Here is a 24,557-nt window from a genome sequence, read left to right as displayed (position 1 = left end):
GTCGGAACATCATCTTGGCACGGGAGCGAGGACTCGGCGGGCCCGGCCGGGCCGGAACCCGCCGTGCGCCGTCAGCCCCGCGCCAGTACGGCCTCCCACGCCTGCGCCGGCTCGGGGTGACGGACCGTCAGCACGGAGCCGCCGCGCCCCGAGGGGCCGCTGCTGTCCCTGGTCCACCCGTCGTCGCACCCGAGCAGGCCGGCCACCGCGTCGCAGGCCGCCGGATGCAACGGCAGCAGGGCCGCGCCCCTCGGTGCGTGGCCCCCGAGGTCCGCCCGACGGGCGCCCGGCGCGACCGGGGGCGTCCGCCACGGCGGCACCCAGGCGTCCAGCGCCGCGAGCCGCCCCGGGAAGATCCGGCCCGCCTCGCGGATCAGCAGCGGAGCCAGCTCCGCGGCGTTCGCCCGCAGTGTCGTGATGAGCAGCGGCAGCCACGGCAGCAGCACCGCGTCCGGCAACCGCGCGAAGGCGTTCGACACCGCCTCCACCACCACGTCCGCCAGCCCCGGCACGGGTTCCAGCGCGTGCACGAAACCGCTGAGGTAGCGCGGATAGGCGGGGACCACCAGCGGGTCGGCCAGCAACGCGTCGCACCTGCTCCGCAGTTCGGCCCGCGACAGGGTGCCGAGCTGCACCTGCGCCGCCCACAGCAGGGCCGTCTTCGACGGGTCCTCGGGGTGTGACTGCCCGACCGCCAGCTCCAGCTGGGTCCGGTCGCAGCCCAGCGACAGCGCGAGACCCTCCATGCTGAACAGGAAGCCGAGCATCGCCGCGACCTGCCCGACCGTCGCGTCCTCGTCCCGGAACGCCGTCGGCAGCAGCGTGCAGTAGTGGGCGTAACCGGACTTGACGAACGACTCGATCCACGACGGCAGCACCGGCTCGCTCGTCCGGTAGTACGCGAGCAGCGCGCGCACCCGGCGCAGCACCTCCGGCGCGCCGTCGACCCCGCGCTCGGCGGCCAGCACCTTCAGCGCGTGCGTGCCCAGTTCGTCGGCGAGACGGCGGCTGCCGAGGTACAGGGTGGCGTCCTCCACCGCGGCCAGCACCTTCGCCGTCGTCGCTCCGGGGCCGTAGGCGTCCCGCCGCAGCCGCTGCTCCAGGACCTGCTCGATGCTGACCCCCTCGTAGCCCAGCTCGATCAGCGCCCGCTGGTGGGTGCCGAGCGCGAGGTCCCACGACTCCTGGATCGACCGCTCACCGAGCCGCCGCTCACCCATGATGGGCCGGGCAGCACCGTGCGGCAGCAGCCGCCGCAGCATCCACAGCACGTCGGAGCAGGCCCGCAGCTCCGGCCGGGACGCCATGTCCAGCAGCGCCCGCCGCACACCGCGCTGCTGGAGCCGCAGCCCGAGCGGCTCCAGCCGGTCGTGCACGTCACGGGCGAGCGGCGGCAGCGCCTCGTAGCCGACCTGGCCGATCCGGTCGCCGCCCATCATGATCTCGACCAGGCGCCGCACGTCCCGCCGCCCCGGCACGACGTCCTTCTCGATACAGGTGACCGCCGCGTCCTGGAAGTCGTACGGCGTGGGCTTCGCCCGGTCCCGCATACCGGCCAGCAGGATCGACGTCTCGAAGACCGCGACGGCGTCGGCGGTGGAGGCGAGATAGCCGCTGCGCCGGGCCGCGCGCACGATGTCCACCGACCAGCCCAGCAGCTCCGCCTCGTCCAGCGAGTCCAGCACGGGCGGCCGGCGCAGGAAGCCCGAGAGCCGGTCGGCGGCGGCCGGTGCGGCGACCGGCGCCGCCGGGCCCGCGGCGGCCTTCCTCGTCACCGCCTTCTTGGCGGTGGGCTTCTTCGCCCCCGCCTGGCCCGCCAGCCGGTACGGCTTGACCCGGGTCCGCTTCAGGCTCTTCGCCCACTCCGTCGACGCGATCGACACCGAACCCGCGGCCAGGCCGAACTGTGCCTCGATCGCCGCGTGGCTGGACGGGATCAGCCCGTACTGCCAGGAGGTGGCGGTGCGCGGGGAGATGGTGAAGGTGCCCGTCCTGCCCCGCACGCCGAACTCCTCGACCCGGCTGGCCGCGTGGAAGGCCCCGCACACGTACAGGCAGTCCGCCGGATCGGTGCCGGTCGCGTCGAGGTGCTCGCGCATCCGGGTCCACATGTACCGCTCGCGGTCCTCGTCCACGCGGACCCGGGCCCCGTCGCCGGGCGCCAGCCGCCGGAACAGACCGCCGACGAGGAACATGACCTGGCGGTAGGTGTCGTGGTCGACGGCGGCGTCCCCGCTGCTGTCGCCGAGCGGCACCTCCACGTACTGGTGCCACCACTCCGACCAGTGCCGCACCTTGCCGTGGCGCAGCAGGTGCTCCTCCAGCTCGGCGAAGCGCGGCCGCAGGTCACCGATCTCGACGCCGACCGCCTCACCGTGCAGACCTGCCTCGGGCACCCGGGAGTCCTCCTGGGCACCCTGGGCGGTTTCCCCCTCGTCCGGCGCCGCCTCCTCGCGCCGCCCGTCCCACTGGAAGACGTGGTCCGAGGACCGGTCGACGAGGACCAGCTCCACCCCCGGCGTGTCCAGCGCGTAGGCGATGGCCTGGTACTCGGCGGACGCCTCGGTGATCGGCGCGACGACCGACAGCGGGGCCCACTCCTGCGGGAAGCCGTCCACGTCACCGGCGAACGCCTGCACCGCCACCGGCAGTCTGCAGTTGCGCAGCTCGGCCAGGAGCGGCGCCAGGTCCTCGCACAGCTCCAGATACACGACCTTGGGCTGCTTCTCGCGCAGCCGGCGGGCCATGGCGGTGGCCGAGGAGGGGGAGTGGTGGCAGACGGGGAAGATCTCCAGCGGCTCGCGCACCGCACGGTCGACGTCGTCGACCAGGCCGAGGAGGATGCCCTCCAGGGCGTCGGGCCCGCCCGCCAACGTCGCGGCGGCCTCCTGGAGCTGCCCGCGGAGCGCGGCGAACGAGGTGCTCTCCCGGCCCCCGCTCATGACAGCGTGGCGATCGCGTCGCGGCCGCCCTCCAGGAACTCGGGCCAGGAGCCGCCCTGCTCCTTGCTGCGCGGCTCGACCACACCGTGCAGGTACTTGTTGAAGATGGCGAGGTCCTCGGGCTCGCGCCGGGTGAGGGAGCCGACGAGCGAGGAGGCGAGGGTGCGGGCGGTCAGGGCGCTCTCGCCGAAGAAGTTGCTGTGCAGCACGGCGTCCTCCAGCACGCCGATCTGCTCGGCCGTCGACAGCGCCGACTCCAGCCGCTCGTCGTCGCTGCCGGCCGCGGCGGCCGACTGACGCAGGTCGGCGAAGCTCTGCAACAGCACGTCGAGCAGGGTCGGCGGCACCTCCAGGTCGATCGAGTGCCGGCGCAGCAGCTCCTCGGTGCGGAAGCGGACGATCTCCGCCTCGCTCTTCTTGTTCGTCACGACGGGGATCCGCACGAAGTTGAAGCGCCGCTTGAGGGCGGAGGACAGGTCGTTGACACCCCGGTCGCGGCTGTTGGCCGTGGCGATGACCGAGAAACCCGGCCTGGCGAAGACGATGTTGTCGTCGCCGCCACCGCTCTCCAGTTCGGGAACGGAGATGTACTTCTCGGAGAGGATCGAGATCAGCGCGTCCTGCACATCACTCGTGGACCTGGTCAGCTCCTCGAAGCGGCCGATGGAACCGGCCTCCATCGCGGTCATGATCGGCGAGGGGATCATCGACTCCCGGGACTGCCCCTTGGCGATGACCATGGAGACGTTCCACGAGTACTTGATGTGGTCCTCGGTGGTGCCGGCGGTGCCCTGCACCACCAGCGTGGAGTTGCGGCTGATCGCGGCGGACAGCAGCTCGGCCAGCCAGCTCTTGCCGGTCCCCGGGTCGCCGATGAGCAGCAGCCCGCGGTCGGAGGCGAGGGTGACGATGGACCGCTCGACGAAGCTGCGGTCACCGAACCACTTCTGCGACACCTCCCGGTCCAGCCCGTCGGAACGCTCGGAACCCAGGATGAACAGACGGACCATCTTCGGCGACAGACGCCACGAGAACGGCTTGGGTCCGTCGTCGATCGACTCCAGCCAGTCGAGCTCCTCGGCGTACTTGATCTCGGCGGGTGCGCGCAGCAGGTCGGACATGAGGGGAGACCTTTCGGTGATCAGGTGAGGAACGTCTTGAGTTCGTGCACGAGCTTCTTGATGTGGCCGGAGATCACCGGCGTGCCGAGGTCCTTGAACCGCTCCCGGAACCACGGGTTGACGCTGCCGCGCCCCGAGCTGGTCACCGACCCGACGGGGATGAACTTCGCGCCCGAGCGGTGGACGGCGGCCATGGAGTCGAACAGCTCCTGGTGCCGCCACTCGTAGAAGTCGGAGATCCACACCACCACGGTGTTGCGCGGCTCGGCGATCTTCGGCTGGGCGAGTGCCATGGCGACCGTGCCGTCGGTGCCGCCGCCGAGCTTGGTGCGCAGCAGCGTTTCGAACGGGTCGTGCGCCCAGGGAGTCAGGTCCAGCGCCTGGGTGTCGTACGCGATGAGGTGCACGTCCACCTTCGGCAGCCCGGCGAATACGGACGCCAGGATGGTGCAGTTGACCATCGAGTCGACCATGGAGCCCGACTGGTCCACGACCACGACGAGCCGCTGGGGCGTCGTCTTGCGGCTGGTGTGCCGGTAGTAGAGGCGGTCGACGTAGAGCCGCTCCTCCTCCGGGCTCCAGTTGGTGAGGTTCTTCCAGATGGTGCGGTCGATGTCGAGGTTGCGGAAGACGCGCTTGGGCGGCACGGACCGGTCGAGGTCGCCGACCGTGGACTTCTCCACCTGGGTGCGCAGCACCTCGGTGACCTCGTCGACGTAACGGCGGATGAGCGCCTTGGCGTTGGCCAGCGCGACACCGGAGAGGTTGTCCTTGTCGCGCAGCAACTGCTCCATCAGCGACATGCTCGGCGTCAGCCGCGCGGCGAGCGCGGGGTCGGCCAGCACCTCGCGCAGGTGCATCCGCTTGACGAGGTCGGCCTCGATCGAGCCGAGTTCGGGACCGATCGCGGGCACGAGACGACTGAGGTCCGGAGCAGGCCCGCCGACGCCGGTGCCCGTGGGACCGACACCGCCGCCGGAGCGGCCCGTCCCGCCCGCGGGCCCCCGTCCGCCGCGCAGCTCACCCGGCCGGCAGCCGAGGGCGCGCTCCAGCCAGTCCGCGTCGGACTGCCAGCGGGCCAGCCGCTCGGCGGTCACGTTGCCGGAGCCGGTCGCGAAGACGTTCACCAGCACCTTGGACACGAGCGCGGCCCGCCGCACCTCGGCGGCCCGGTCCCGCGCGTCGTCCCCCTCCGGCTCGGGCACCATCAGCCCCTCGAACTCGGCGGCCAGTTCCGGATGCCGCTGGACGACGGAGTCGACGGAGGCGCCGGGTTCGAGCAGCGCGGAGGGCAGGCCGATGTCCTCGACGACGGCGAGGCTCGCGGACTCCAGCGCGGCCTGCTCCTCGGGGTCGAAGAGCCGGGCCAGCAGGCGCCAGTAGAGGACCTGACGGCGGTTGTCGTGGGCATCGCTCCGGGGACCGGCACCGTGTTCTTCGGCGTGGGGTCGGTGGGTCATTTCCGCAGCAGCCTTCCGGCGCGCTCGCGGAGCACGGTGACGGCGTCGGTGGCGGCCTTCTCGGCCCGCACCCCGGCCTTGTCCGTGGTCCCCCCGGCCCAGGCCCCCGCATGCACGGCGACGGGCTTCTTGCGTACCGTCCGCTCGACGGCCAGCGGCTGGAGCAGGAACCTCCCGGCGTCCCAGCGCAGCAGTCCCAGGCAGGCGCCGGACGACGCCACGGCCTCGGGGGTGAGCGGCCCGGCGGCCGGTATCCGGTCCGTGTCGACCCGCAGCCGGCACCCGGCGACGTCGAGAACGACCTCGCCCGCCACCTCTTCCGCATCCGCCACCCCGTACCCCTCCACCAGGACGGGCACCGCGATCCGGGCCGGATGCCGGTCCAGCGGCGACACGGCGCCCGCGGCGGCGGTGGGCAGGGCCACCCGGGCGGTGGTGAACGCGTCGGCGGGCTCACCCGCGCGGGCCCGGGCGTCGTCCCACAGCAGGTCGCCCTCGGCGGTGAGCGGCATCGCGTCGAGCTCGACGACGCGGCCCTCGCCCACCGCCGCCAGCAGCGACATGTGCGGCCGCAGCAACTGCCACAGCCCGGCCCCGAGGATCGTGTCCGGCTTCGGAGCGGACACCGAGGCCCGCACCAGCCGGGACGCGCCCCCGTCCGCGGGCTCGAACACCGCGTGCACCTGCGCCTGTACGGCGGTGGCGTGCTCGTGGACGTCGACGCCGAGCGGCAGCAGCCGCCCGCTGACCGCGTCCACGGCGGGCGCGGACGCCGCCCCCGGTAGGGTCAGCAACAGGGCACGCGTCCACAGATCGGCCCAGCGGCGCACCGGCACCCGCTCCAGGGCCGCCCCGGGACAGCAGGCGGCCAGCTCGGCGGCGAACCCGTCGAGCAGCGTCGCGAGCCGACGCAGTGCCGGGTCCGGCAGCATCGCGGAGACGACGGGCGCGGCCCCGCCCACGAGTTCGTGGTCGATGCCCTGCCAGCCGGCCCGGGCCAGATCGCACAGCCAACCGCGCGCGGCGACGAGCAGGTTCCCCGGCCGGTCCTCGCCGGCACCCGGCGCGGCGGCCGCCGTATCGGCGACGGGGCGGCCGGTGACCTCGTCCACCCGCGCCACCAGGGCATCGTGAACGGACCCGAGCAGCGCGGTACGCGCGGCGGCGAGCGCGACGAAGTGCCCCTCGTCTCCGCCCCCGGCGGACGTCTTCTCGGCGGCCTCGGCGACCCGCGAGGCCAGCGGCGTCCCGGCGACGGCGTCGGCGAGCCCCGAGAGCCCATCCGCCTGCGCGGGTCGCGGACGGAGCAGACCCCCGACGAGCACCGCGTCGAACCCGTCCACGGCCGCGAGGGCCTCGTCGAGCCCTTCGACGTCATCGAGCAGCAGGTCGGCGCGCATCAGGCGGCCACCGCCCCGGTCGTCGGGAACCAGTGCATCTCGGGCAACGGCGCGGTGCTGGGGGTCAGTTCGAGATAGGCGAGCTGCCGCAGGAACCGGCTGAACACCTGGGCCGCGGCCGAGGCGTCCGCCGCCCCGGGCCGCGTCGCCGTCATGGCGTGGGCGAGGGCCTGCGCGTCGGCGGCGTCCCCCGCCTCCACCTTCAGGTAGCGGGCCACGCGCTCGGCGCCGTACTGCAGCACGGCCTCGCCGACGAGGGCGCGGATGTGGTTGCAGAACGAGCCGCGCGCCCCGCCGCAGGGACGGTTGTTGTTGGTGCTGCACGAGAAGGCGTAGGACGACGACGCGACCGAGGACACGTACACCCGCCCGATGTCCGACCCACTGGACACCACACCCTGCAACCGCCCGTCGGCCAGCTCCACGAACGGCACCTTGGCGAGCTTGCGCGGCCGCGCGGACGGCACCACACGCACCGTGCTCGACTTCTCCCAGACGGACAACGCACCATCTCCCATGCATGCGAAAGGGGGGCGTTCACGCCACCTCGGCGGAACGAGATCGAACCTATCGGCGACCACTGACAACGTCCGGTGACCTGGGCCGAGTCCGGATGGGCCGGCGCCCCGACGGTGCCGTTCCGCGTACGGAGGAGTGTCCTGTGACCGCCGGTACACCCAGACCCCGCGTCGACACAGGAGGCCCGGGGCAACGCCGCCCGCAACCGGGCGTTCATGCTCCGCGCGGCGGCCTGGCCGGCGAAGAACGGCGTCGACCGGTTCCTGGACATCGGCACCGGCATCCCCACCGAACCCAACCGCACCGGTGCGGGAACCCAGCGGGTTCCACGTGGGCCTGGCGCGGGTCCCCTGAGCCGGACCGGGGTGCGGCCCCGGAGGAACCGCCGCCTCCCCAGGCCGCCTTGACGCGAGCCGGAACCGGCCGATACTTGTGCGCAGCACGGGTCGGTCGGTGTCCGTGGGCGGCGTGAGGCGGGACGACGGATGAAGAAGAGACTGTGTGCCACGGGTGCCGTTCTCGGTGTCCTCACGACACTGGCCGCCCTTCCACCGGCCGCAGCGGCGTCCCCGTACCCGGGCGGCCACCCCTCGCCGGCCCGGCACGTGCTCCCCCTGGGGCCCGCCGACCTCCCCGAGACACGCACCACGACCACCCTCCAGCCGGGCGTCACCCTCACCCGCATCGCGCGCGGCAACGCGGACGCCCCGGCGCTCCACTGGACCGTCGAGCTGTCCATCCCCGGCGGCGACGGCTCCCCGGACCCCGACGCACCGCCGACGGCCCTCAAGGACCGGGTGAGCGCCGACGAACTCGCCGCCGAACTGCGGCGGGACGGCTTCGAACCCCGGGTGGAGGAGGTGAGGACACCCGCAACGGCCGACTACACGGGCGGCACCCTCGGCTGGCGGGTCCGTGTCGGACGCTTCGACTCGCAGACCGCCGCGACGGCCGAACGCACCCGCCTGAGAGCGGCGGGCCACACCGGATCGGCCGTCTACACCGGCTGGGACGGCGAGGCGACGGACCGCGGCCCGTGGCACGTCGACGTACTCACCATCGACCCGCGCACGTTCCGCGGCACCCTGAACGCGTCGTACGGCCCGGACCTGGAGAGGCGCGAGACGACCACCGCTCTCTCGGCGTCGGCCGCCGCGACCGCCGCGGTCAACGCCGGATTCTTCGTCCTCGACCCCAAGGCGGGCGCACCGGGCGACCCGGCCGGAGTGGGCGTCTACGACGGACGCCTGCTGAGCGAACCGGTCGCCGGGCGCCCCGGCCTCGTCCTCCACGACAACGGCCGCCGCACGGAGATCACCCGCCTCACCTGGCAGGGCCGGATCACCACCGGCACCTCCTCCCTCACCCTCAACGGCATCAACCGCGTACCCGGCCTGATCAGGAACTGCGGCGGCACCGAGGGCGACACCCCGACCTCGCGCCCGCTGCACGACGTCACCTGCACCAACCCCGACGAACTGGTCGCCTTCACCCCGGACTACGGCGGCCGGACACCCGGGGGAGAGGGCGTGGAAGCGGTACTGGACGCCCACGACCGGGTCGTGCGACTGCGCTCACCGCGCGGCGGAACGATTCCTCCGGGCGGCAGCTCCGTCCAGGCCACGGGCGACCGCGTCGCCGACCTGACCGCCCTGGCCCACGTGGGCGACCGCCTGCGCGTCAGCGCGACCCTGCTGGACGCCCGCGGTCGCCGGATCTCCCCGTCCTCCCGCACCGACATCGTCAACGCCGGCCCGGAACTGGTCCGCGACGGCCGTATCCACGTCACCCCCGCCACCGACGGCATGGTGCACCCCGACGACCCGAGCTGGTACTACGGCTGGGTCCACAAGCGCAACCCGCGCACCCTGGCCGGGGTGGACGCCGCGGGCCGCACCGTCCTCGTCACCGCCGACGGACGCGGCACGGACTCCCTCGGACTCAGCATCGGGGAGAGCGCCGAGGTCGCCAGGTCACTCGGTCTGCGCGACGCGGTCAACCTGGACGGCGGAGGCTCGACGACGATGGTGGCCGACGGCGCCGTACTCAACTCCCCGTCCGACGCCACGGGCGAACGCCCCGTCGGCGACGCCCTGTTGGTCCTGCCGCCCCGAAACGGCACCTGACCCCGCGCCCCTCACCGCCCGCCGCACGACCCCGCACCACCGCGCGTCGAACAGCAACCCACCCAGGGAGCCGCCGTGTTCGCGAACGTGCCCACCGTCCTGAGCCCGCTGCGGGTGAGACTCCTCCTCGTCCTCGCCGTACTGCTGGCCACCCTCACACCGACCGCCCCGGCGCTGGCCGCCGGGAAGGGCGGGACCACCCGTCCCGGCGCGGAGGTCGTCGCCGTCACCCAGGTCGCGGACCGCCAGGTCGACCTGTCGGTACGGTCGACGGCCCTGGGCGGACGAACGGTCAACGTCCGCCTGCTCACCCCCGACGGCTGGAACCCGCACGACCGGCGCCACCGGCAGCACTGGCCCACCCTCTGGCTCCTGCACGGCTGCTGCGGCGACTACACGTCGTGGACGAGCCTGACGGACGTGGCGGAGACGGACAGCCTGCGCGACGTCCTGGTCGTGATGCCCGAGGCGGGCTGGAACGGCTGGTACAGCGACTGGTGGAATTACGGCGACGGCGGCGACCCGGCATGGGAGACCTTCCACACCAAGGAACTGCGCCACCTCCTCGAACGCGACTGGGGCGCGGGCTCTGACCGCGTGGTCGCCGGCCTGTCGATGGGCGGCCAGGGCGCCCTGCTGTACGCCGCCAGGCACCCGGGGATGTTCAAGGCCACGGCGGCGTTCTCCGGCTCCGCCCACCCCCTCCTGAACGACGAGTCGGTCGACCGCATCATGGGCTTCTTCGCCGGCCAGAACAACGACCCGCTCCGCGTCTGGGGCGACCCGGTCGCCCAACGCCGGATCTGGCAGGCCCACGACCCCTTCCACCTCGCCAAGCGGCTCAGGTCGATCCCGGTCTACCTGTCCTGCGGCGACGGCACCACAGGACCACTGGACCCACCGGGCGTCACGAGCGCCCTGGAGGCCGACTTCAACCGCCAGAACCACGCGCTCGCGGCGGAACTGAAGCGTGTGGGCGCGAGGCACGTGACGACCAACTTCTACGGCCCGGGGACCCACGGCTGGGCCTACTGGGAACGGGAGCTGCACGCGTCACTGCCGATGCTGCTGAAGGCGCTGGCAACGGACCGCTGACCGGGATCCCCTCCGTCGATGTCGGTGGCCCGGACCAGTGAGGGGGCCATGCGGGCGACGGCGGGTACGGCGGATGCCGCCCGGCGGGGAAACGGGGCAGGAGTGGTCGGGTAGTCCTGACGTCGATGTGGAGGATGGTGCGGTCATGAGCCGGATCCTGGTGACGGGTTCCGCCGACGGTCTCGGACGTGCGGCGGCAGAGGCCCTGCTGTCCCGCGGCCACCAGGTGGTGGTGCACGCCCGCAGCCCTCGACGGGCCGGGCGACTGGACGACTTGGTGGCCCGCGGGGCCGAGCTGGTGGTGGCCGACTTCACCGACCGCGACGCCGTACGGCGCATGGCCGGCGAACTCGCCGCGGCCGCACCGCTCGGCGCGGTCATCCACAACGCCGGGGTGTGGAGCGGACCGGCCGTCATGCCCGTCAACGTCGTCGCCCCCTACCTGCTCACGGCCCTGATGCCGGCACCGGGCCGGTTGGTGTACCTGAGCAGCGGCTCGCACTTCAGCGGCCGGCCCGTCCTCGACGGAGTCGACTGGCAGGGGCTCGGCCCGGGCTCGTACGCGGACAGCAAGCTCTTCGTGACCGCCCTCGCGGCCGCGGTCGCACGGCTGCGGCCCGGTACACCGAGCCATGCCGTGGACCCGGGCTGGGTGCCGACGAAGATGGGCGGTCCGAACGCGCCGGACGACCTGAAGCTCGGTCATCAGACCCAGGAATGGCTCGCCGTCGGCGACGACCCGGAGACGATGACCACAGGTGGCTACTGGTACCACCGACAGCGGCGACAGCCCCATGCGGCAGTGCACGACGAGGCGTTCCAGGACCACCTCCTGGAGGTGCTCGCCGAGGAGACCGGCACCGCACTCGGCTGAGCCGGGCTGACGCGCACGGACGGCTGTCTGGGTGGGGGATCAGCCGGTGGCGGGGGCGGCGTCGTACTCCTCGTCGGTGACGGGAGTCAGCCAGTGCACGACGTCGTGGTCGGCGTCCCCTTCGTTGATGGCCAGGTGGACCATGAGGCGGTTGGGCGCGGCGCCGTGCCAGTGCTCCTCGTCGGCCTCGAACAGGACCCGGTCGCCGGGCCGGATGACCTCGACGGGCCCGCCACGGCGCTGGCACAGGCCGACACCCTCGGTGACGAACACGGTCTGGCCGAGCGGGTGGCGGTGCCAGTGCGTGCGGGCGCCGGGCATGAAGTGCACCAGGGCGGCGCTGACCCGGGAGGGCGCGGGGGCCGAGGCCACGGCGTCGATGTAGACGTCGCCGGTGAACCAGTCGGCCGGGCCCTTGACGGTGTTGATCGAGCTTCGGGTGATCTGCACGATGGTGCTTCCTTCTCCGTGAGGGCGTGGGTGGGTCAGGGCTTGAGGAGGGTCTTGATGGCACGGCGCTCGTCCATCGCCTTGTAGCCCTCGGCCACCTGGTCCAGCGGGAGGGTGAGGTCGAAGACCTTGCCGGGGTCGATCGCACCGGTCACTACGCGGTTGATGAGGTCGGGCAGGTAGCGGCGCACCGGCGCGGGTCCGCCGCGCAGTCCCACGTGGGAGAAGAACAGTTCCTGGCCGTCTATGGCGACCTCGTGCGGGACGCCGACGAAGCCGACGTTGCCGCCGGGCCGTGCCGAGTGCAGCGCCTGGGTCATGGCCTGCGCCGTGCCGACACACTCCAGGACGGAGTCGGCACCGATTCCGCCGGTCAGCTCCCGGATCCGGGCCACACCGTCCTCGCCACGCTCGGTGACGATGTCGGTCGCGCCGAACTCCAGGGCGAGCTTCTGGCGGGGCTCGTGCCGGGACATGGCGATGATCCGTTCGGCGCCCATCTCCTTGGCGGCGATCACCGCACACAGTCCGACCGCGCCGTCGCCGACGACCACGGTCGTGGAGCCGGGCCTCACCTCGGCGGCGTCCGCGGCCCACCAGCCCGTACCCATGACGTCGGACACGGCCAGCAGACCGGGCCAGAAGGTCTCGTCCGGCACCCCGTCCGTGGCGACCAGGGTGCCCTGGGCGTTGGGGATGCGGACGTACTCGGCCTGGCAGGTCGACATGAACTCGCGATTCAGGCAGTTCGACTGGAAGCCGTTGCGGCAGTTGGCGCACGTGTTGTCCGAGGTCGCGAACGAGCCGACGACGAACTGCCCGGGCTGCACCGAGGTCACCTCGGATCCGACCTCCTCGACGAAGCCGACGTACTCGTGGCCCATCGGGTGCGCCCGCTCGGTCGGCTCCGCGCCCCGGTAGGGCCACAGGTCAGAACCGCACACGCAGGTGACAGCGGTCCGGATGACCGCGTCGGTCGGCTTGAGGATCTTCGCGTCGTCCACGGTCTCGAAGCGGATGTCGCCAGGGGCGTGGATCACTGCTCCGCGCATCAGGGTGGCTCCTTACCTGCCGTACTCACATACAAGGGGGGTGTGGTCCGGGCGGCCGGCCGTCCGGTCGCCGCCGACCAGGGCATTCGCAACCGCCGGGACAGGCGCTGCGGTTCCCGAGTGGCTTGTCCGCCGCACTCGGGGCTTGCCCTGATCCCCAGGAAACCGCCGTTTCGCGCCCGCAGCGAGTTACCAGTGATGGGTGTACTCGCGGTACATCCCTTTGACGCCGGTCAGGTCGTACCGTCGAAGACATGGACAACCGTGAGGAGGTCCGCGAGTTCCTCACCTCGCGGCGGGCAAACATCACCCCCGAGCAGGCGGGCCTGCCCCCGGGCTCGCGACGGCGTGTGCCGGGCCTGCGACGCAGCGAGGTGGCGGCCCTGGCCGACATGAGCGTGGAGTACTACGCCAAGCTGGAGCGCGGCAATCTCGCCGGAGTCTCCCCCGCCGTCCTCGAGGCCGTCGCCCGCGTGCTGCAGCTGGACGACGCCGAGCGCGCCCACCTGCTGAACCTGGCCCAGGCAGCCGACGGCACGGACATCCTCACCCGTCCCCGGCGACGCCACACAAAGGGCCTGCAGCAGGTCCACCGCAGCCTGCAGTGGACGCTGGACGCCATCACCGCCGGGCCCGCGGCCGTCACCAACGGCCGGATGGACATCCTCGCCGCCAACCCGCTCGCCCGCGCCTTCTACACCGACCTCTTCGCCCACGCGGCCAACCAGGGAAATCTCGCCCGCTTCCAGTTCCTCGACCCGGCCGCACGCCGCTTCTACCCGGACTGGGACCTGTTCGCAGACATGGCCGTCGCCATGCTGCACGCACAGGCCGGGCGCAATCCCTACGACAAGGAGCTGCACGACCTCGTCGGGGAGCTGTCGACCCGTTCCGAGGAGTTCCGCACCCGCTGGGGCGCGCACAACGTCCGCCGCCACGGAACCGGCACCAAGCGGTTCCACCACCCCGCCGTCGGTGACCTCACCCTCGCCTACGAGTCCCTCGACCTGGCCGCCGACCCCGGCCTGAGCATGATCATCTACACCGCGGAACCCGGCTCCTCCAGCGAAGAGGGGCTGCGCCTGCTCGCCTCCCTCGCCGCCACCGAGACCAGCACCCAGGTCACTCGGCACACCACCGGCTGACCCGGCTGTGGCCTCAGTCGTCGTTGCAGTTCCAGGAGACAGAGACGGTGATCGCTCCCTCATTCGGGGCGTGGCCATCGAGCGGCCCCCCACGGTTCCGCATGCCTGCGAGGACCGCCCGGAACTCCGCCACCCCTCGGCACGGTTCGCCGGGCTCCACAGCGAACTGCACGCCGCTCTCGGCTTGCCGCAGGTTCCTCTCGAGAGGCTTGCTCTGCCGCGCGGCCGGGGAGGCGGCGGCCGGCGATTCAGAACCCCCACCGCGTATGGCTGTAGACGCCGTCGTCCCGGCCGAACCCGTACGCGGTGACGGGGGCCACCGCGAACAGCACATCGTCTCCGCGCCGCATCGCGTCCCCGATGCCGTGGAAGGTGCCTTCGGCCGACGTGATGTGTGCCCCGTACTTCGCCTCGAACGCCGCGATCACCTCCTCCAGCACCGCCGGATCGCCGACCCGTTCCGCCTCGCCCTCGACGACGAGGTCGAACCCCTCGGTGAGCGAGTTCCCGCCCGTGATCAGCGCGCAGTGCGCGTCCCGCGCCAGGTTCCGGGCCTTCTGCTCGCCCGGTCCGGTGGAGAAATACAGCACACCGTCGTGCCACGCCGCGATCACCGGCGTGATGTGCGGCCCGCCGCCGGGCCGCACCGTGGCCACCCAGAAGATCTCGGCGGCCTCCAGACGCCGCTGGGCCTCGGCCCACTCGGTGGCGGTGACGCCCGCGGCACCGGGACGGGGATTCAGCGCGGAGCTGTAGCGGGCGTCGAGTTCGGTCGTGGGCCGCTGTGCGGCAGGTCGTTGCCTGGACATGGCAGATCTCCTTGTCGTCTTGCCAGTAACGACCACCAGCCGGCCCGGAAATCATCGGTACGCCCGAGGGGAGTACCTCTGTCAGCCGGACCGGTGCGCGGTGACGAACGGTTCGAGGAGGTGGAGCAGCTCATCGGGACGGTGCAGCGGGATGATGTGCCCGCAGTCCTCGATCACGTGGCCGACGAGGTGATCGGTGACCGGCCGTAGCTGCCGTTCGAGGGCCCGGCCCACCGGATGCGCGCCGACGGCCATGGTGGGCACGGCCAACCGGCCGTCGGCGACGGCCTCCTCGATCTGCGTGCTGCTCGTGGGCAGTGCGCGGTAGTAGGAGAAGGCGCAGCGCAGAGCGTCGCTTCCGGTGTAGGCCCGGACGAAGGCGTCCCGGACAACGGGATCGACGCCCTCCCCGCGGGAGCCGGTGCCGAGGAACCAGCCGACGTACCGGTCCTCGTGCCCGGTCAGCACCGTCTCCGCGAGACCGGGGACCGCGTGGAAACCGAACCACCAGGGCGCGCCGTGCGTGAGGAACTCCTCGGCCCCCGGCAGACCGCCCAGCAGTGATTCCATGACCACGAGCCGCCTGACGAGGTCCGGTCGGCGCATGGCGAGAAGGAACGCGGGCGGGGTTCCGGCGTCGATGCCCACGACGGCCGCCGAGCGCACTCCGAGGGCGTCCAGCAGGGCCTCGGCGTCTGACGCGAGTGTGCCGGCGTCGTAGCCGTCCGCCGCACGCGTGCTGGCCCCCGCTCCTCGCATGTCCGGTGCGATCACTCGGTGGCGTTCGGCGAGGGGGCCCATGACGTGGGTCCACAGCTGCCAGGTGTGCGGGAAGCCGTGCAGCAGTAGCACGGCGGGGCCCTCACCGTGGAGGGCCACGTTGAGGTCGATGCCGTTGACCGGTACGCGCCGAAGCTCGACGTCTGCGGGGCGGGGACCGGGGGAGCGATGGGAGGTGGCGGGCGCAGGCACAGGGATCCCCTTGTAACGAAGAGAGGTGATTACCAATGGTGACAACAAAACGGTAGGTAACTAGGCTGGGAGAGCCAAGACCGCACTTCTGCCACAGGTGGTGAGCCACAGGTGACCCCCTCCTCGACCTCAAGGGCGTCGCGATCCCCGAACAGCGCCCGGGGAGACCTGTTCGACCCGCAGTGCCCCACGCGGCGCCTGCTCGACCGGATCGGGACCAAGTGGACGTCCATGGCCGTCAAGGTGCTGGCGGAGGCATCCCCGGAGGAGGTGCGGTTCGCGGAACTGCAGCGCAGGATGCCCGGCATCTCGCAGAAGATGCTGTCGGTCACGCTCCAGGGACTGGCCCGCGACGGCCTGGTCGCCCGCCGGGTGGAGGCGACGGTCCCGCCGCGCGTGCACTACCGGCTCACCCCGCTCGGCCTGACCCTGGAGGAACCGCTGGCCGCACTCCGCGAGTGGGCGGAGAAGCACATGGCCGAGGTGGACCGCGCCCATCAGCGAAGCGCGGAGGACGCCTCCCCCGGCCGTGCCTCAGGAGGGGCCCCGGACACCGACCGGCGCCCCTCGTGATCCGGCCGGGACGGCGACCGCGGGCGGGCGAGCCCATGGCGCCAGTCGCCGGGACCGCCCTACGCTGCTCGCGTCTCCTTGCGCAGCAGCCGCGTGAGGCGTTCGCCGAGCACCCGGTCGTCGACCCCTTCGTGCTCGATGCCCAGCGCGGTCGCCAAGTCGCGTACGTGCAGGTCGGCCAGGGCCTCGGTGAGTTCGGCGAAGGCCTCCGCGGCCGCGCGGCCGCGCCGCACGCCCGAGGCGACGGCGACGACCCCGGCCAGTGCCACGGGCCACCACCACAGGGCCAGCACCAGATACCCCGCACCCCAGGCGCACAGGCGCGCCGACGCGGTCAACCTGAGTCGGGCAGCCTGCAGTTCGGCACGCGTGCCGTCGGAGGCCAGCAGCCACAGGTGAGGCCAGGCGGCGGCCAGGTCCAACCGGTGGGCGCGCCACAGCCGTTGCCCGGGTGCGGCCAAGCGGTCGCCCGTCCCGAAAGGGTGGCGGGGCGGTGCCGTGCCGATGCGGTCGCGGTCGGCGTAACGGCGTTCGGCGATGTCGGCGAGCCGGTCGGCGTCGTCCGCTCCTTCGATGCGGGCCCGGCCCGCCGCCACCAGCGCCGTGCGGAAGGTCGCGTCGGCCGCGCGCCAGCGGCGCGACCGGCGGTCGGCGAGGTACCGCAGCACCGGCCCGTGCGGCTCCGCGCACCAGAGAAGCTCCACGCCCGTGCCCAGGGACTGGGCGGCCGCCCCGGCCACCGCGGCACCGGCCAGCACGCCCGCCGCCACCAGGACGACGGTGCCGGCGCTGCGGGACGCGGGGGAGCCGGCGATCGTGTCGAGCCAGGTCCGCAGCCGATCGAGGTCGGACCAGTGCTCGTGGCCGAGCACCATGGCCGTGGTGACGGCGGAGAGGAAGAGCAGCCCGGGCAGGGCCAGCGCGGCCAGCCACCGTTCGGCGATCCGGCCGCCCAGCGCGCTGAGGAAGCCGCTGGTCACCGGAGGGGCACCGTGCGCAGCGGCTGGTCGAAGATCCGGCAGCCGGGGGGCGGGCCGTCGTCGTCCGGCGCCTCCACCCGCCCGCAGTGACCCCGCGGGCAAGCGAGCACATGCAGCGGCGGGTGGCTTCGCCCGGCGACCGGAAGCCGCTGGAAGCCGGGCGTGAGCGGCGTCGGTGTGGTGCGGTGGGAGCCCAGGCCGGCGCTGTGCCCGGCCACGAGCAACTCCTCCTCCAACTCGTCGAAGGCGTCTTCGAGTTCTTCGGGGGCCCGGCCGGCCCGCAGTTCGGAGGTGATGGACTCGATGAGCCGCAGCCCCCGCTCACCGAGCACCAGCGATCCCGACGCGTCCGTCAGCCGCCGGCACAGCTCCTCCAACCGGGCGTGACCGCCTCGCGGCCCGCTTCCCCCGTCAGGCTCGATCTCCACCGTTCCCCCTCGGACGCCGATGTCGGTCGGCCGCGATTGTACGTCGGCTGCCGGCATCCGCCCGTTGTCCGGCTCCGTCACTTGCATGGCGGTTCCTCAGCCGTTCCGCTGTCCGACGCTGTCCGCCGTATGAAGCGGTCGGCCGTGCGACGGTGTCGGCCGTGCGACGGTGTCGGCTGTACGACGGTGTCGGCTGTGCGACGGTGTCGGCCTTGCGACGCGGTTCTCCGTACGCGGTCGCATCCACGGCCCGTTCGCTATCGTGAGTACGGGCCGCGCGGTGCCGAGAGATCTCGGCACGGCGGTGTGACACCGGGGGGTGGGCGTGTTCAACGCGGGCCGCGCTCGAGCGGCGGACGGTCAGGACGAGGAATCGCGCGCCGATCGGCTGTTGTCCCACCACCTCAGGACGGGCGACCGGCAGGCCCTCGACCAGGCGGTCGCGCTCTACCAGCAGTTGCTCACCGCGGCGGCGCCGGCCCCCGGACGGAGTGTCGCCCGAGCCGCCGCCAACCTGATGGTCGCCCTCCAGACTCGCTACCAACTGCTGGGGCGCCCGGACGACGTGGAGGCACTGGTCGCCCTGGGCCGTGAACGGGCGGCGTGCGAACCGGCTCGCCCGCAGGACGTACGACTCCTGGGCCTCGCGTATCAACAGAGGTTCGCGCTGTACGGGCAGCCCGACGACCTCGACCGAGCGGTGGACACGTTCGACCGGGCCGCCCGCCTCCCCCAGGAGGCCGATACCGCGGCGCAGTCGCTCGGCGCCCTCGCGGAGGTGCTGCACATGCGGCACAAGATCGCCGTCGACCGCGCCACGGCCCGGGAGGAACCCCACGCCCCACAACCTCGGCCCCCGGACTCCGCCGCCCCCGCGCCCACGGACCTCCTGCGCGCCACGGACGCCCAACGGCGCGCGCTCCAGGCACTGTCGGCCGGATCTGACGACCGACCCGGCTACCTGAGCAACCTGGCTGCGATGCGGCACGACGCGTATCTGTCCCAGGGAGACTTCAGCGCCCTGGAAGAGGCCCTCGACCTGTGGAACACCGCACTGGAAGCCTTCCCCCGGGATGGGCAGGGCCGCCTGCTCGTCCTGCGCAACCTCACCCAGGCCCTGCGCGAGCGGCACGAGCACGCCCCCGAGGAGGCGCACCGGCAGGAGATGCTGCGGATCCACCGCATGGCCCTGGCCGAATGCCCGCCGGGCCATCCGGAGCGCGCCGAACTGCTCGCCGGCCTCGGAGTCGCCCTGCGCATGGCCGCCGAGGACACCGACGAGCAGGTGTTGTTCGAGGAGTCCGCGGCGTTGTTGCGCGAGGCCCTGCCTCTCCTGCGTCCCGGCACCCCGCAACGCGCCAGGAGGCTGAACAGCCTCGGGAACACCCTGCTCAGGCTGGCTCAGAGGACCGGTGACGCGGCGCTGCTGGACGAGGCCGTCACCACCCTGCGCACCGCCCTCGCCGAGGAGGAGCCCGGCACGGACGCGTACGCAGGGACCCTGGCCAACCTCGCCGTCACCTTGCGCGAGCGCGCTCTCCAGACCGACGATCTGACCTCACTGCGGGAAGCTGCCCGACTGGCCAGGGAAGCGCTCCACGCATCACGGAACCCCCAGATTCTCCAGGCCGGACGACTCGGCAATCTGGGCGTGGTCCTGCAGAGCTGGCACGGCGCGACCGGCGACACCACGGCCGCCGACGAGGCGATCGACGTCGCTCGCCAGGCACTGGCACTGGCGCCTCCGGCCGGTCAGCCGCGCGCCGACCGGCTGAACCACCTCGCCAACGCCCTGCGGGCCCGGTTCGCGGCCACCACTGACGTGGCAGACCTCGACGAGGCCGTCGGCCTGCTGGAGGAAGCTGCCCGGCAGGTGCCCTACGGCGACCCGTCGCTCGCTCTGATCCTCTCCAACCTCGGCTCCGCCCGGCTCACCAAGCACCACGCCACCGGCGGACCCGGCGACTTGCCACAAGCCGTCAGCGAACTGGGCCGCGCCGTATGGGCCGTCGCCGAGGGCACCTCGACCCACGGCACCTATCTCAAGTCGTACGGCGACGCGCTGCGCGCCCTGTATCACCGCGACGGTGACCCGGGAGTGCTCCGTGCCGCCGAGGACGCCTACCGGCAGGCTGCCGGAACCAGGTCCCTGCCCGCCTACGAACGGGTCCTCGCGGCCTGGGAATGGGGCGCCGCCGCCGGGGGCGACAACCGCTGGGACGAGGCCCTGCCGGGCTACGAACTCGCCCTGGAGCTCCTGCCGTTCGCCGCGTCCGGCCGGCTGGTCCGCGGCGACCAGGAACGCGGTCTGTCCCGGGTGCGGGGCCTGGCCGCCGAAGCCGCCGCCTGCGCCGTCAACGCCGGCCGGCCGGAGCACGCGGTACTGCTGCTGGAACAGGGCCGGGGCGTCCTGCTGGGCCGGACCATGGCCACCCGCGACGGGCTCGGACGGCTGCGCGGTGCCCACCCGGCCCTCGCCGACCGCTTCTCCCGCCTGCGGGAACGGCTCGACGCGCTGGAGGCCGCGGACGCCGCGGACGCCGCTCAGGGCGGGCGGTCGTCCGACACCACCGATCTGCGGCACGCCCTCGCCGTCGAGCTGGAGCACCTGGTCGCCGAGATCCGTACACGGCCCGGCTTCTCCGACTTCCTCGGCCCACCGAGCATGGAGGTGGTCCTGGACTGCGCCGGGCGGGGCCCGGTGGTGCTCGCCTACTGCAGCGAGTTCCGCAGCGACGCCCTCGTGCTGCGGGACGGCGAAGTCCTCCTCGTCCCACTGCCGCACGCCACCCCGCAGGCCGTCGGCGAACAGGCGGACCGCCTCGAGCGGGCGCTCGCCGACGCGGCCGACCCCGCCCGCGACCGGGCCGCCCAGCAGACCGTCGGCGAGGTACTGGCCTGGACGTGGGACCACGTCACCGGACCCGTGCTCGGCCGACTCGGGGTGCACGGACCCACGCCCGACGGCGAGTGGCAGCGGCTGTGGTGGTCACCGGGAGGCGCGCTGGCCTCGCTGCCCCTGCACGCGGCGGGACACCACTACGGCACGCCCGGCGCCGTACCGGACGGCGGACCCGAACCCGACGACCCGGCGTCCGACCCGGCCGCGGGCGCACCGGAACCACGGACGGTGCTGGACCGGGTGGTTTCCTCCTACACGCCGACCGTGGCCGCTCTCGGGTACGCCAGGGCCCGGGCCGCCGCCCCCCGCCCGCACGGTCCGGTGCTCGCCGTGGCGCTTCCCGACACGCCCGGTGCCCGGCCCCTCCGCGGCGCACGGCGCGAGGTGGAGGTCCTGCGCGGACTCCTGCCCACCGAGGTACTGTCCGAGGAGCAAGCCACCTTCGAACAGGTGATGGACGCCCTGCCTCGTCACCCGTGCGTGCACTTCGCCTGCCACGGCGTCAGCGAGCCCGCCGACCCCTCGAACGGCCGGCTCCTGCTGCACGACCACGCCACCCGCCCGCTGACGGTCCGTGCGATCTCCCACCTGGAACTGCCGGCGGCACGGCTCGCGGTGATGTCCGCCTGCGAGACGGCGCGGGGCGGCGGGGAACTGGCCGACGAGTCCCTCCACATCACCTCCGCCTTCCAGCTCGCGGGGTACGCCAACGCCGTCGGAACGCTCTGGCCGGTGCACGACGCGGTGGCCGTCCGCGTCACCCGCTTCCTCTACCGGGAGCTGTGCACCGAAGGAGCCGACGGCGGTCCGGAGTTGGACGACACGAGGACGGCTCACGCCCTGCACCAGGCGGTCCTCCGATGCCGCGCCACCTTCGCGGCGAGTCCCAGCCTGTGGGCGGCACAGGTGCACGCGGGCGCCTGACGGCACCGGCAGCACAAGGAGGAGAACGGCAGCAACGAGGAGAACGGCAGTAACGAGGGAAACGGCAGCGACGAGGGAAACGGCAGCGACGAGGGAAACGGCAGCAACGAGGGAAACGGCAGCAACGAGGAGGCGGGCACGATGACCCGATGGTGGCGGCGACGAGCCGCGGAAGACGGCGAGGGCACCGGCGGACAGCCGCCGCCGGGCCCGAACGCACAGCCGCCGGCCGGCGGCCCCGGGCACACGCGACGGCTGACCGGGGGACACATCACCATCACGGAGGTCACGGAGGGCCGGCCGGAGCAGGAGATCGCCCGCGTGGAGCTCTCCGCGGAGGAGATCCACACCATGCGGGCCCGGTCCGCCATCGACACCCTGGGCGCCGAGCACCCGGACTCCCTCACCGCCATACGCGAACTCGCCCAGGTCCTGGTGTCGCTCCCCGGACGGGGCGAGGAAGCCGTCGAGCTGTACCAGCATGTGGCCCGCACCCACTGGACCACGCTCGGTGACCGCCACGAGGAGACCCTGCGCGCCTCCGCCGAGTTGGCCGACGCGCTGCACACCACCGGTCAACTGAGCCTCGCCGAGACAGCGTGGCGTGACACCTTCCGCGCCCAGGCGGAGACGCTCGGCCGCGACCACCCCGACGCGCTGCGCAGCGCCACCCGGCTCGCGGCGGTCCTGGAGGACCTCGGCCGGGCCCCCGAAGCGGAGCCGCTGGCGAGGGACGTCCTGGAACGCCGCACCCGGCAGCTCGGCCGTGACCACCCCGATGTCCTGTCCGCCACCAACGCGCACGCCGCCTCCCTGCTCAAGTGCGGCCGTCACGAGGAGGCCGAGCGCGCTCTACGCGCCCTCGTGCCCCGGCTGGTGGACCGGTACGGGCCGGGCCACGAGAAGACGATCGCGGCCCGCAGCAACCTGGGCGCCGTCCTGGTTCGACTGGACCGCCATGCCGAGGCCGAGGAGCAGATCCGCGCCGTCGTACGGTCGACGGAGGCGACGCTGGGGCCGGACCACGAGACCACCTTCACCGCGCGCAACAATCTCGCCGCCGTCCTGCACGCCCAGGAGCGCTACGAGGAAGCCGTGCCCATCCTGCGCGCGATCCTGGGCGGACGCGTCGCACTCCACGGCGACGACCACCCGATCACGGTCGCCACCCGGGACAACCTCGCCAACGTCCTGATCGACGTCGGCCACCACGCGGAGGCCGCCGAACTGCTCGACCGCTGCGTACGCGACTACCGGCGTCTGCACGGCCCCGGACACCCCCGCCTGCGGGCCGCCGAGGAGAGGCTGACCTGGCTGCGCTCTCCTTGAGCCCGTACGGTGCCCCCGGCGTTCACCCTGGTGAGGTGCCGGGTGCCTGGACCGCCTCGCAGCCTTCGCGACGCATCCGCTCGGTGCCCCACACGCCGAGCGGTCCGAGGGCGTGGTTGAGCGTGCGGCCGTGCTCGGTCAGGGAGTACTCCACTCGCGGCGGCACCTCGGCGTACACCTCCCGGTGCACGAGACCGTCCGCCTCCATTTCCCGCAGATGCTGGGTGAGCATCTTCTCGCTCACGCCCGGCAGTCCGCGACGCAGCTCGGCGAAACGGCGTACGCCATGGGCGTCGAGCTCCCAGAGGATCAGTCCCTTCCACTTGCCGCTCACGACGTCGAGCGCAGCGTCGATGCCGCAGATGTACGGCCCGGACCTCGGCGCCTTGGCCATCGCTCTGCCCCTTACGAAATGGTAAGTACCGCAGTAATTAGTGGGTACTTCCGAGACTACCGGCGCCCTCCGAGGATGACGGAGTGAACGCACACAAGGACCGCGCCACCAGCCGCAACACCCCTGTCTCCGTGATCGGGCTGGGCCCCATGGGCCAGGCCATCGCACACACCCTCCTGACCGCCGGCCACCCGGTCACCGTCTGGAACCGCACCGCGAGCCGCGCCGACGGCGTCGTCAACGCGGGAGCGACGCACGCGAAGACACCCCGCGAGGCCGTCGAAGCGAGCGAACTGGTGCTGCTCAGCCTGACCGACTACCAGGCGATGTACGACATCCTCGCCGACGCCACCGAAGCACTCGCCGGACGCACCCTGGTCAACCTCAGCTCCGACACCCCAGATCGCACCCGCGAGGCAGCAGCGTGGGCCACGGGCCACGGCGCCGCTTTCCTCACCGGAGGGGTCATGGTCCCCGCACCGATGATCGGGACAGAGTCCGCATACGTCTACTACAGCGGCCGGGACGAGGTGATGAAGCACCACCTGCCGCCGCTGACACGCATCGGAACGCCGAAGTACCTGGGTGAGGACCCGGGCCTGGCCCAACTGATGTACCAGGCCCAGCTCGCGGTGTTCCTCACCACCCTGTCCGCCCTCATGCAGGCCACCGCGATGCTGGGTACCGCGGGCATGAAGGCCGAGGAGGCGCTGCCGGAGCTGCTCTCCACCGCGGACTCCATCGGCGACATGCTGAGGGCGGGCGAGGAACGCCCCGGCGCCGCGCTCGACGCCGGCGAACACCCCGGTCACCTCAGCACGGTCACCATGATGGGCGCGACGTCCGACCACATCGTCGACACCAGCACGTCACTCGGCCTCGACCTCGCGCTCCCGACGGCCGTCCGGAGCCACTACCGGCAAGCGATCGAGAACGGCCACGGCAGCGACAACTGGACCCGCATCATCGACAGCATCCGAAAGCCACGCTGACGAAACGAAACGAAACGAAACGAGACGAGACGCGGACGGAGGTCCGGTATGCCGACTCCTGTTGAAACGA

Annotated in this window: 20 protein-coding genes and 1 pseudogene; 9 read left to right on the top strand and 12 right to left on the bottom strand. The window is 72.7% G+C overall.

Annotation, left to right across the window (positions count from 1 at the left end; all coding sequences use genetic code 11):
• Positions 1–71: 71 nt before the first annotated feature.
• The 5 genes from BZZ08_RS13020 to BZZ08_RS13000 are packed head-to-tail and all read right to left on the bottom strand — an operon-like array spanning position 72 to position 7,441.
• Positions 72–2,942 carry a hypothetical protein gene (locus BZZ08_RS13020; RefSeq protein WP_104632348.1) on the bottom strand — a complete coding sequence of 957 codons (2,871 nt, stop codon included), beginning with the start codon at positions 2,940–2,942 and terminating at the stop codon, positions 72–74.
• Positions 2,939–4,063 carry an ATP-binding protein gene (locus tag BZZ08_RS13015; RefSeq protein ID WP_104632347.1) on the bottom strand — a complete coding sequence of 375 codons (1,125 nt, stop codon included), beginning with the start codon at positions 4,061–4,063 and terminating at the stop codon, positions 2,939–2,941. Before BZZ08_RS13015 ends, BZZ08_RS13020 begins: the two co-directional genes overlap by 4 nt.
• Positions 4,064–4,083: 20 nt before the next feature.
• The gene (locus tag BZZ08_RS13010; RefSeq protein WP_104632346.1) at positions 4,084–5,523 is read right to left on the bottom strand and encodes a vWA domain-containing protein; all 1,440 of its coding nucleotides are present in this window, start codon (positions 5,521–5,523) and stop codon (positions 4,084–4,086) included.
• Positions 5,520–6,923 carry a hypothetical protein gene (locus BZZ08_RS13005; RefSeq protein ID WP_104632345.1) on the bottom strand — a complete coding sequence of 468 codons (1,404 nt, stop codon included), beginning with the start codon at positions 6,921–6,923 and terminating at the stop codon, positions 5,520–5,522. The genes BZZ08_RS13010 and BZZ08_RS13005 overlap by 4 nt, the downstream gene beginning before the upstream one ends.
• Complete coding sequence (locus BZZ08_RS13000; protein ID WP_198601446.1) at positions 6,923–7,441, bottom strand: hypothetical protein; 519 nt, start codon at positions 7,439–7,441, stop codon at positions 6,923–6,925. The genes BZZ08_RS13005 and BZZ08_RS13000 overlap by 1 nt, the downstream gene beginning before the upstream one ends.
• Before the next feature lie 180 nt (positions 7,442–7,621).
• Here BZZ08_RS13000 and BZZ08_RS12995 point away from each other — a divergent pair.
• From BZZ08_RS12995 to BZZ08_RS12980, 4 genes and pseudogenes are all read left to right on the top strand, one after another.
• Positions 7,622–7,741, top strand: a pseudogene (locus BZZ08_RS12995) (SAM-dependent methyltransferase); the annotation flags it as partial.
• Between the two features lie 186 nt (positions 7,742–7,927).
• Complete coding sequence (locus BZZ08_RS12990; RefSeq protein WP_104632344.1) at positions 7,928–9,568, top strand: phosphodiester glycosidase family protein; 1,641 nt, start codon at positions 7,928–7,930, stop codon at positions 9,566–9,568.
• Positions 9,569–9,643: 75 nt separating this feature from the next.
• Positions 9,644–10,663, top strand: coding sequence for an alpha/beta hydrolase (locus BZZ08_RS12985; RefSeq protein WP_104632343.1), 1,020 nt, complete (start codon positions 9,644–9,646; stop codon positions 10,661–10,663).
• Positions 10,664–10,808: 145 nt separating this feature from the next.
• Positions 10,809–11,537 carry an SDR family NAD(P)-dependent oxidoreductase gene (locus tag BZZ08_RS12980; RefSeq protein ID WP_104632342.1) on the top strand — a complete coding sequence of 243 codons (729 nt, stop codon included), beginning with the start codon at positions 10,809–10,811 and terminating at the stop codon, positions 11,535–11,537.
• A 39-nt stretch (positions 11,538–11,576) separates the two neighbouring features.
• Here BZZ08_RS12980 and BZZ08_RS12975 read toward each other — a convergent pair whose 3' ends face one another.
• Positions 11,577–11,987 carry a (R)-mandelonitrile lyase gene (locus tag BZZ08_RS12975; RefSeq protein ID WP_104632341.1) on the bottom strand — a complete coding sequence of 137 codons (411 nt, stop codon included), beginning with the start codon at positions 11,985–11,987 and terminating at the stop codon, positions 11,577–11,579.
• A gap of 35 nt (positions 11,988–12,022) precedes the next feature.
• The gene (locus BZZ08_RS12970) at positions 12,023–13,039 is read right to left on the bottom strand and encodes a zinc-dependent alcohol dehydrogenase family protein (protein WP_104632340.1); all 1,017 of its coding nucleotides are present in this window, start codon (positions 13,037–13,039) and stop codon (positions 12,023–12,025) included.
• Between the two features lie 254 nt (positions 13,040–13,293).
• Here BZZ08_RS12970 and BZZ08_RS12965 point away from each other — a divergent pair, with 254 nt between their 5' ends.
• Positions 13,294–14,184, top strand: coding sequence for a helix-turn-helix transcriptional regulator (locus BZZ08_RS12965; protein WP_104632339.1), 891 nt, complete (start codon positions 13,294–13,296; stop codon positions 14,182–14,184).
• Positions 14,185–14,432: 248 nt separating this feature from the next.
• Here BZZ08_RS12965 and BZZ08_RS12960 read toward each other — a convergent pair whose 3' ends face one another.
• Together BZZ08_RS12960 and BZZ08_RS12955 are read right to left on the bottom strand one after the other, a co-directional pair.
• The gene (locus BZZ08_RS12960; RefSeq protein WP_104632338.1) at positions 14,433–14,993 is read right to left on the bottom strand and encodes a pyridoxamine 5'-phosphate oxidase family protein; all 561 of its coding nucleotides are present in this window, start codon (positions 14,991–14,993) and stop codon (positions 14,433–14,435) included.
• 81 nt (positions 14,994–15,074) lie between these two features.
• Positions 15,075–15,965, bottom strand: a complete 891-nt coding sequence (locus BZZ08_RS12955; RefSeq protein WP_104632337.1) for an alpha/beta fold hydrolase — start codon at positions 15,963–15,965, stop codon at positions 15,075–15,077.
• A 111-nt stretch (positions 15,966–16,076) separates the two neighbouring features.
• On the opposite strand from BZZ08_RS12955, the gene BZZ08_RS12950 reads away from it, so the two are divergent.
• Complete coding sequence (locus BZZ08_RS12950) at positions 16,077–16,538, top strand: winged helix-turn-helix transcriptional regulator (RefSeq protein WP_104632336.1); 462 nt, start codon at positions 16,077–16,079, stop codon at positions 16,536–16,538.
• Between the two features lie 59 nt (positions 16,539–16,597).
• On the opposite strand, the gene BZZ08_RS12945 is transcribed toward BZZ08_RS12950, so the two are convergent.
• Complete coding sequence (locus BZZ08_RS12945; RefSeq protein WP_104632335.1) at positions 16,598–17,518, bottom strand: hypothetical protein; 921 nt, start codon at positions 17,516–17,518, stop codon at positions 16,598–16,600.
• Positions 17,515–17,946 carry a hypothetical protein gene (locus BZZ08_RS12940; RefSeq protein ID WP_241965457.1) on the bottom strand — a complete coding sequence of 144 codons (432 nt, stop codon included), beginning with the start codon at positions 17,944–17,946 and terminating at the stop codon, positions 17,515–17,517. Before BZZ08_RS12940 ends, BZZ08_RS12945 begins: the two co-directional genes overlap by 4 nt.
• A gap of 391 nt (positions 17,947–18,337) precedes the next feature.
• Between BZZ08_RS12940 and BZZ08_RS12935 the strand changes: the two genes are divergently transcribed.
• A complete protein-coding gene (locus tag BZZ08_RS12935) occupies positions 18,338–21,772 on the top strand; it encodes a CHAT domain-containing protein (RefSeq protein ID WP_104632334.1) in 3,435 nt (1,144 codons plus the stop codon).
• A 141-nt stretch (positions 21,773–21,913) separates the two neighbouring features.
• Positions 21,914–23,101, top strand: coding sequence for a tetratricopeptide repeat protein (locus BZZ08_RS12930; RefSeq protein WP_104632333.1), 1,188 nt, complete (start codon positions 21,914–21,916; stop codon positions 23,099–23,101).
• A 22-nt stretch (positions 23,102–23,123) separates the two neighbouring features.
• Here BZZ08_RS12930 and BZZ08_RS12925 read toward each other — a convergent pair whose 3' ends face one another.
• A complete protein-coding gene (locus BZZ08_RS12925) occupies positions 23,124–23,495 on the bottom strand; it encodes a winged helix-turn-helix transcriptional regulator (protein ID WP_104632332.1) in 372 nt (123 codons plus the stop codon).
• An 83-nt stretch (positions 23,496–23,578) separates the two neighbouring features.
• Here BZZ08_RS12925 and BZZ08_RS12920 point away from each other — a divergent pair, with 83 nt between their 5' ends.
• Positions 23,579–24,487 (top strand): NAD(P)-dependent oxidoreductase, encoded by a 909-nt coding sequence (locus BZZ08_RS12920; RefSeq protein WP_104632331.1) that lies wholly within the window; start codon positions 23,579–23,581, stop codon positions 24,485–24,487.
• Positions 24,488–24,557: the final 70 nt, after the last annotated feature.

Source organism: Streptomyces sp. MH60, from assembly GCF_002939385.1.
GTDB lineage: Bacteria > Actinomycetota > Actinomycetes > Streptomycetales > Streptomycetaceae > Streptomyces.
The sequence above is the reverse complement of the archived record's forward strand: the minus strand, read 5'-3'. Positions and strand labels throughout refer to the sequence as shown.

Coding starts and splice junctions, on each gene's coding strand:
- BZZ08_RS13010 (WP_104632346.1), bottom strand. CDS start 5,523: ATGACCCACCGACCCCACGCCGAAGAACACGGTGCCGGTCCCCGGAGC.
- BZZ08_RS13015 (WP_104632347.1), bottom strand. CDS start 4,063: ATGTCCGACCTGCTGCGCGCACCCGCCGAGATCAAGTACGCCGAGGAG.
- BZZ08_RS12925 (WP_104632332.1), bottom strand. CDS start 23,495: ATGGCCAAGGCGCCGAGGTCCGGGCCGTACATCTGCGGCATCGACGCT.
- BZZ08_RS13000 (WP_198601446.1), bottom strand. CDS start 7,441: ATGGGAGATGGTGCGTTGTCCGTCTGGGAGAAGTCGAGCACGGTGCGT.
- BZZ08_RS12965 (WP_104632339.1), top strand. CDS start 13,294: ATGGACAACCGTGAGGAGGTCCGCGAGTTCCTCACCTCGCGGCGGGCA.
- BZZ08_RS13005 (WP_104632345.1), bottom strand. CDS start 6,923: ATGCGCGCCGACCTGCTGCTCGATGACGTCGAAGGGCTCGACGAGGCC.
- BZZ08_RS12980 (WP_104632342.1), top strand. CDS start 10,809: ATGAGCCGGATCCTGGTGACGGGTTCCGCCGACGGTCTCGGACGTGCG.
- BZZ08_RS12990 (WP_104632344.1), top strand. CDS start 7,928: ATGAAGAAGAGACTGTGTGCCACGGGTGCCGTTCTCGGTGTCCTCACG.
- BZZ08_RS13020 (WP_104632348.1), bottom strand. CDS start 2,942: ATGAGCGGGGGCCGGGAGAGCACCTCGTTCGCCGCGCTCCGCGGGCAG.
- BZZ08_RS12970 (WP_104632340.1), bottom strand. CDS start 13,039: ATGCGCGGAGCAGTGATCCACGCCCCTGGCGACATCCGCTTCGAGACC.
- BZZ08_RS12930 (WP_104632333.1), top strand. CDS start 21,914: ATGACCCGATGGTGGCGGCGACGAGCCGCGGAAGACGGCGAGGGCACC.
- BZZ08_RS12960 (WP_104632338.1), bottom strand. CDS start 14,993: ATGTCCAGGCAACGACCTGCCGCACAGCGGCCCACGACCGAACTCGAC.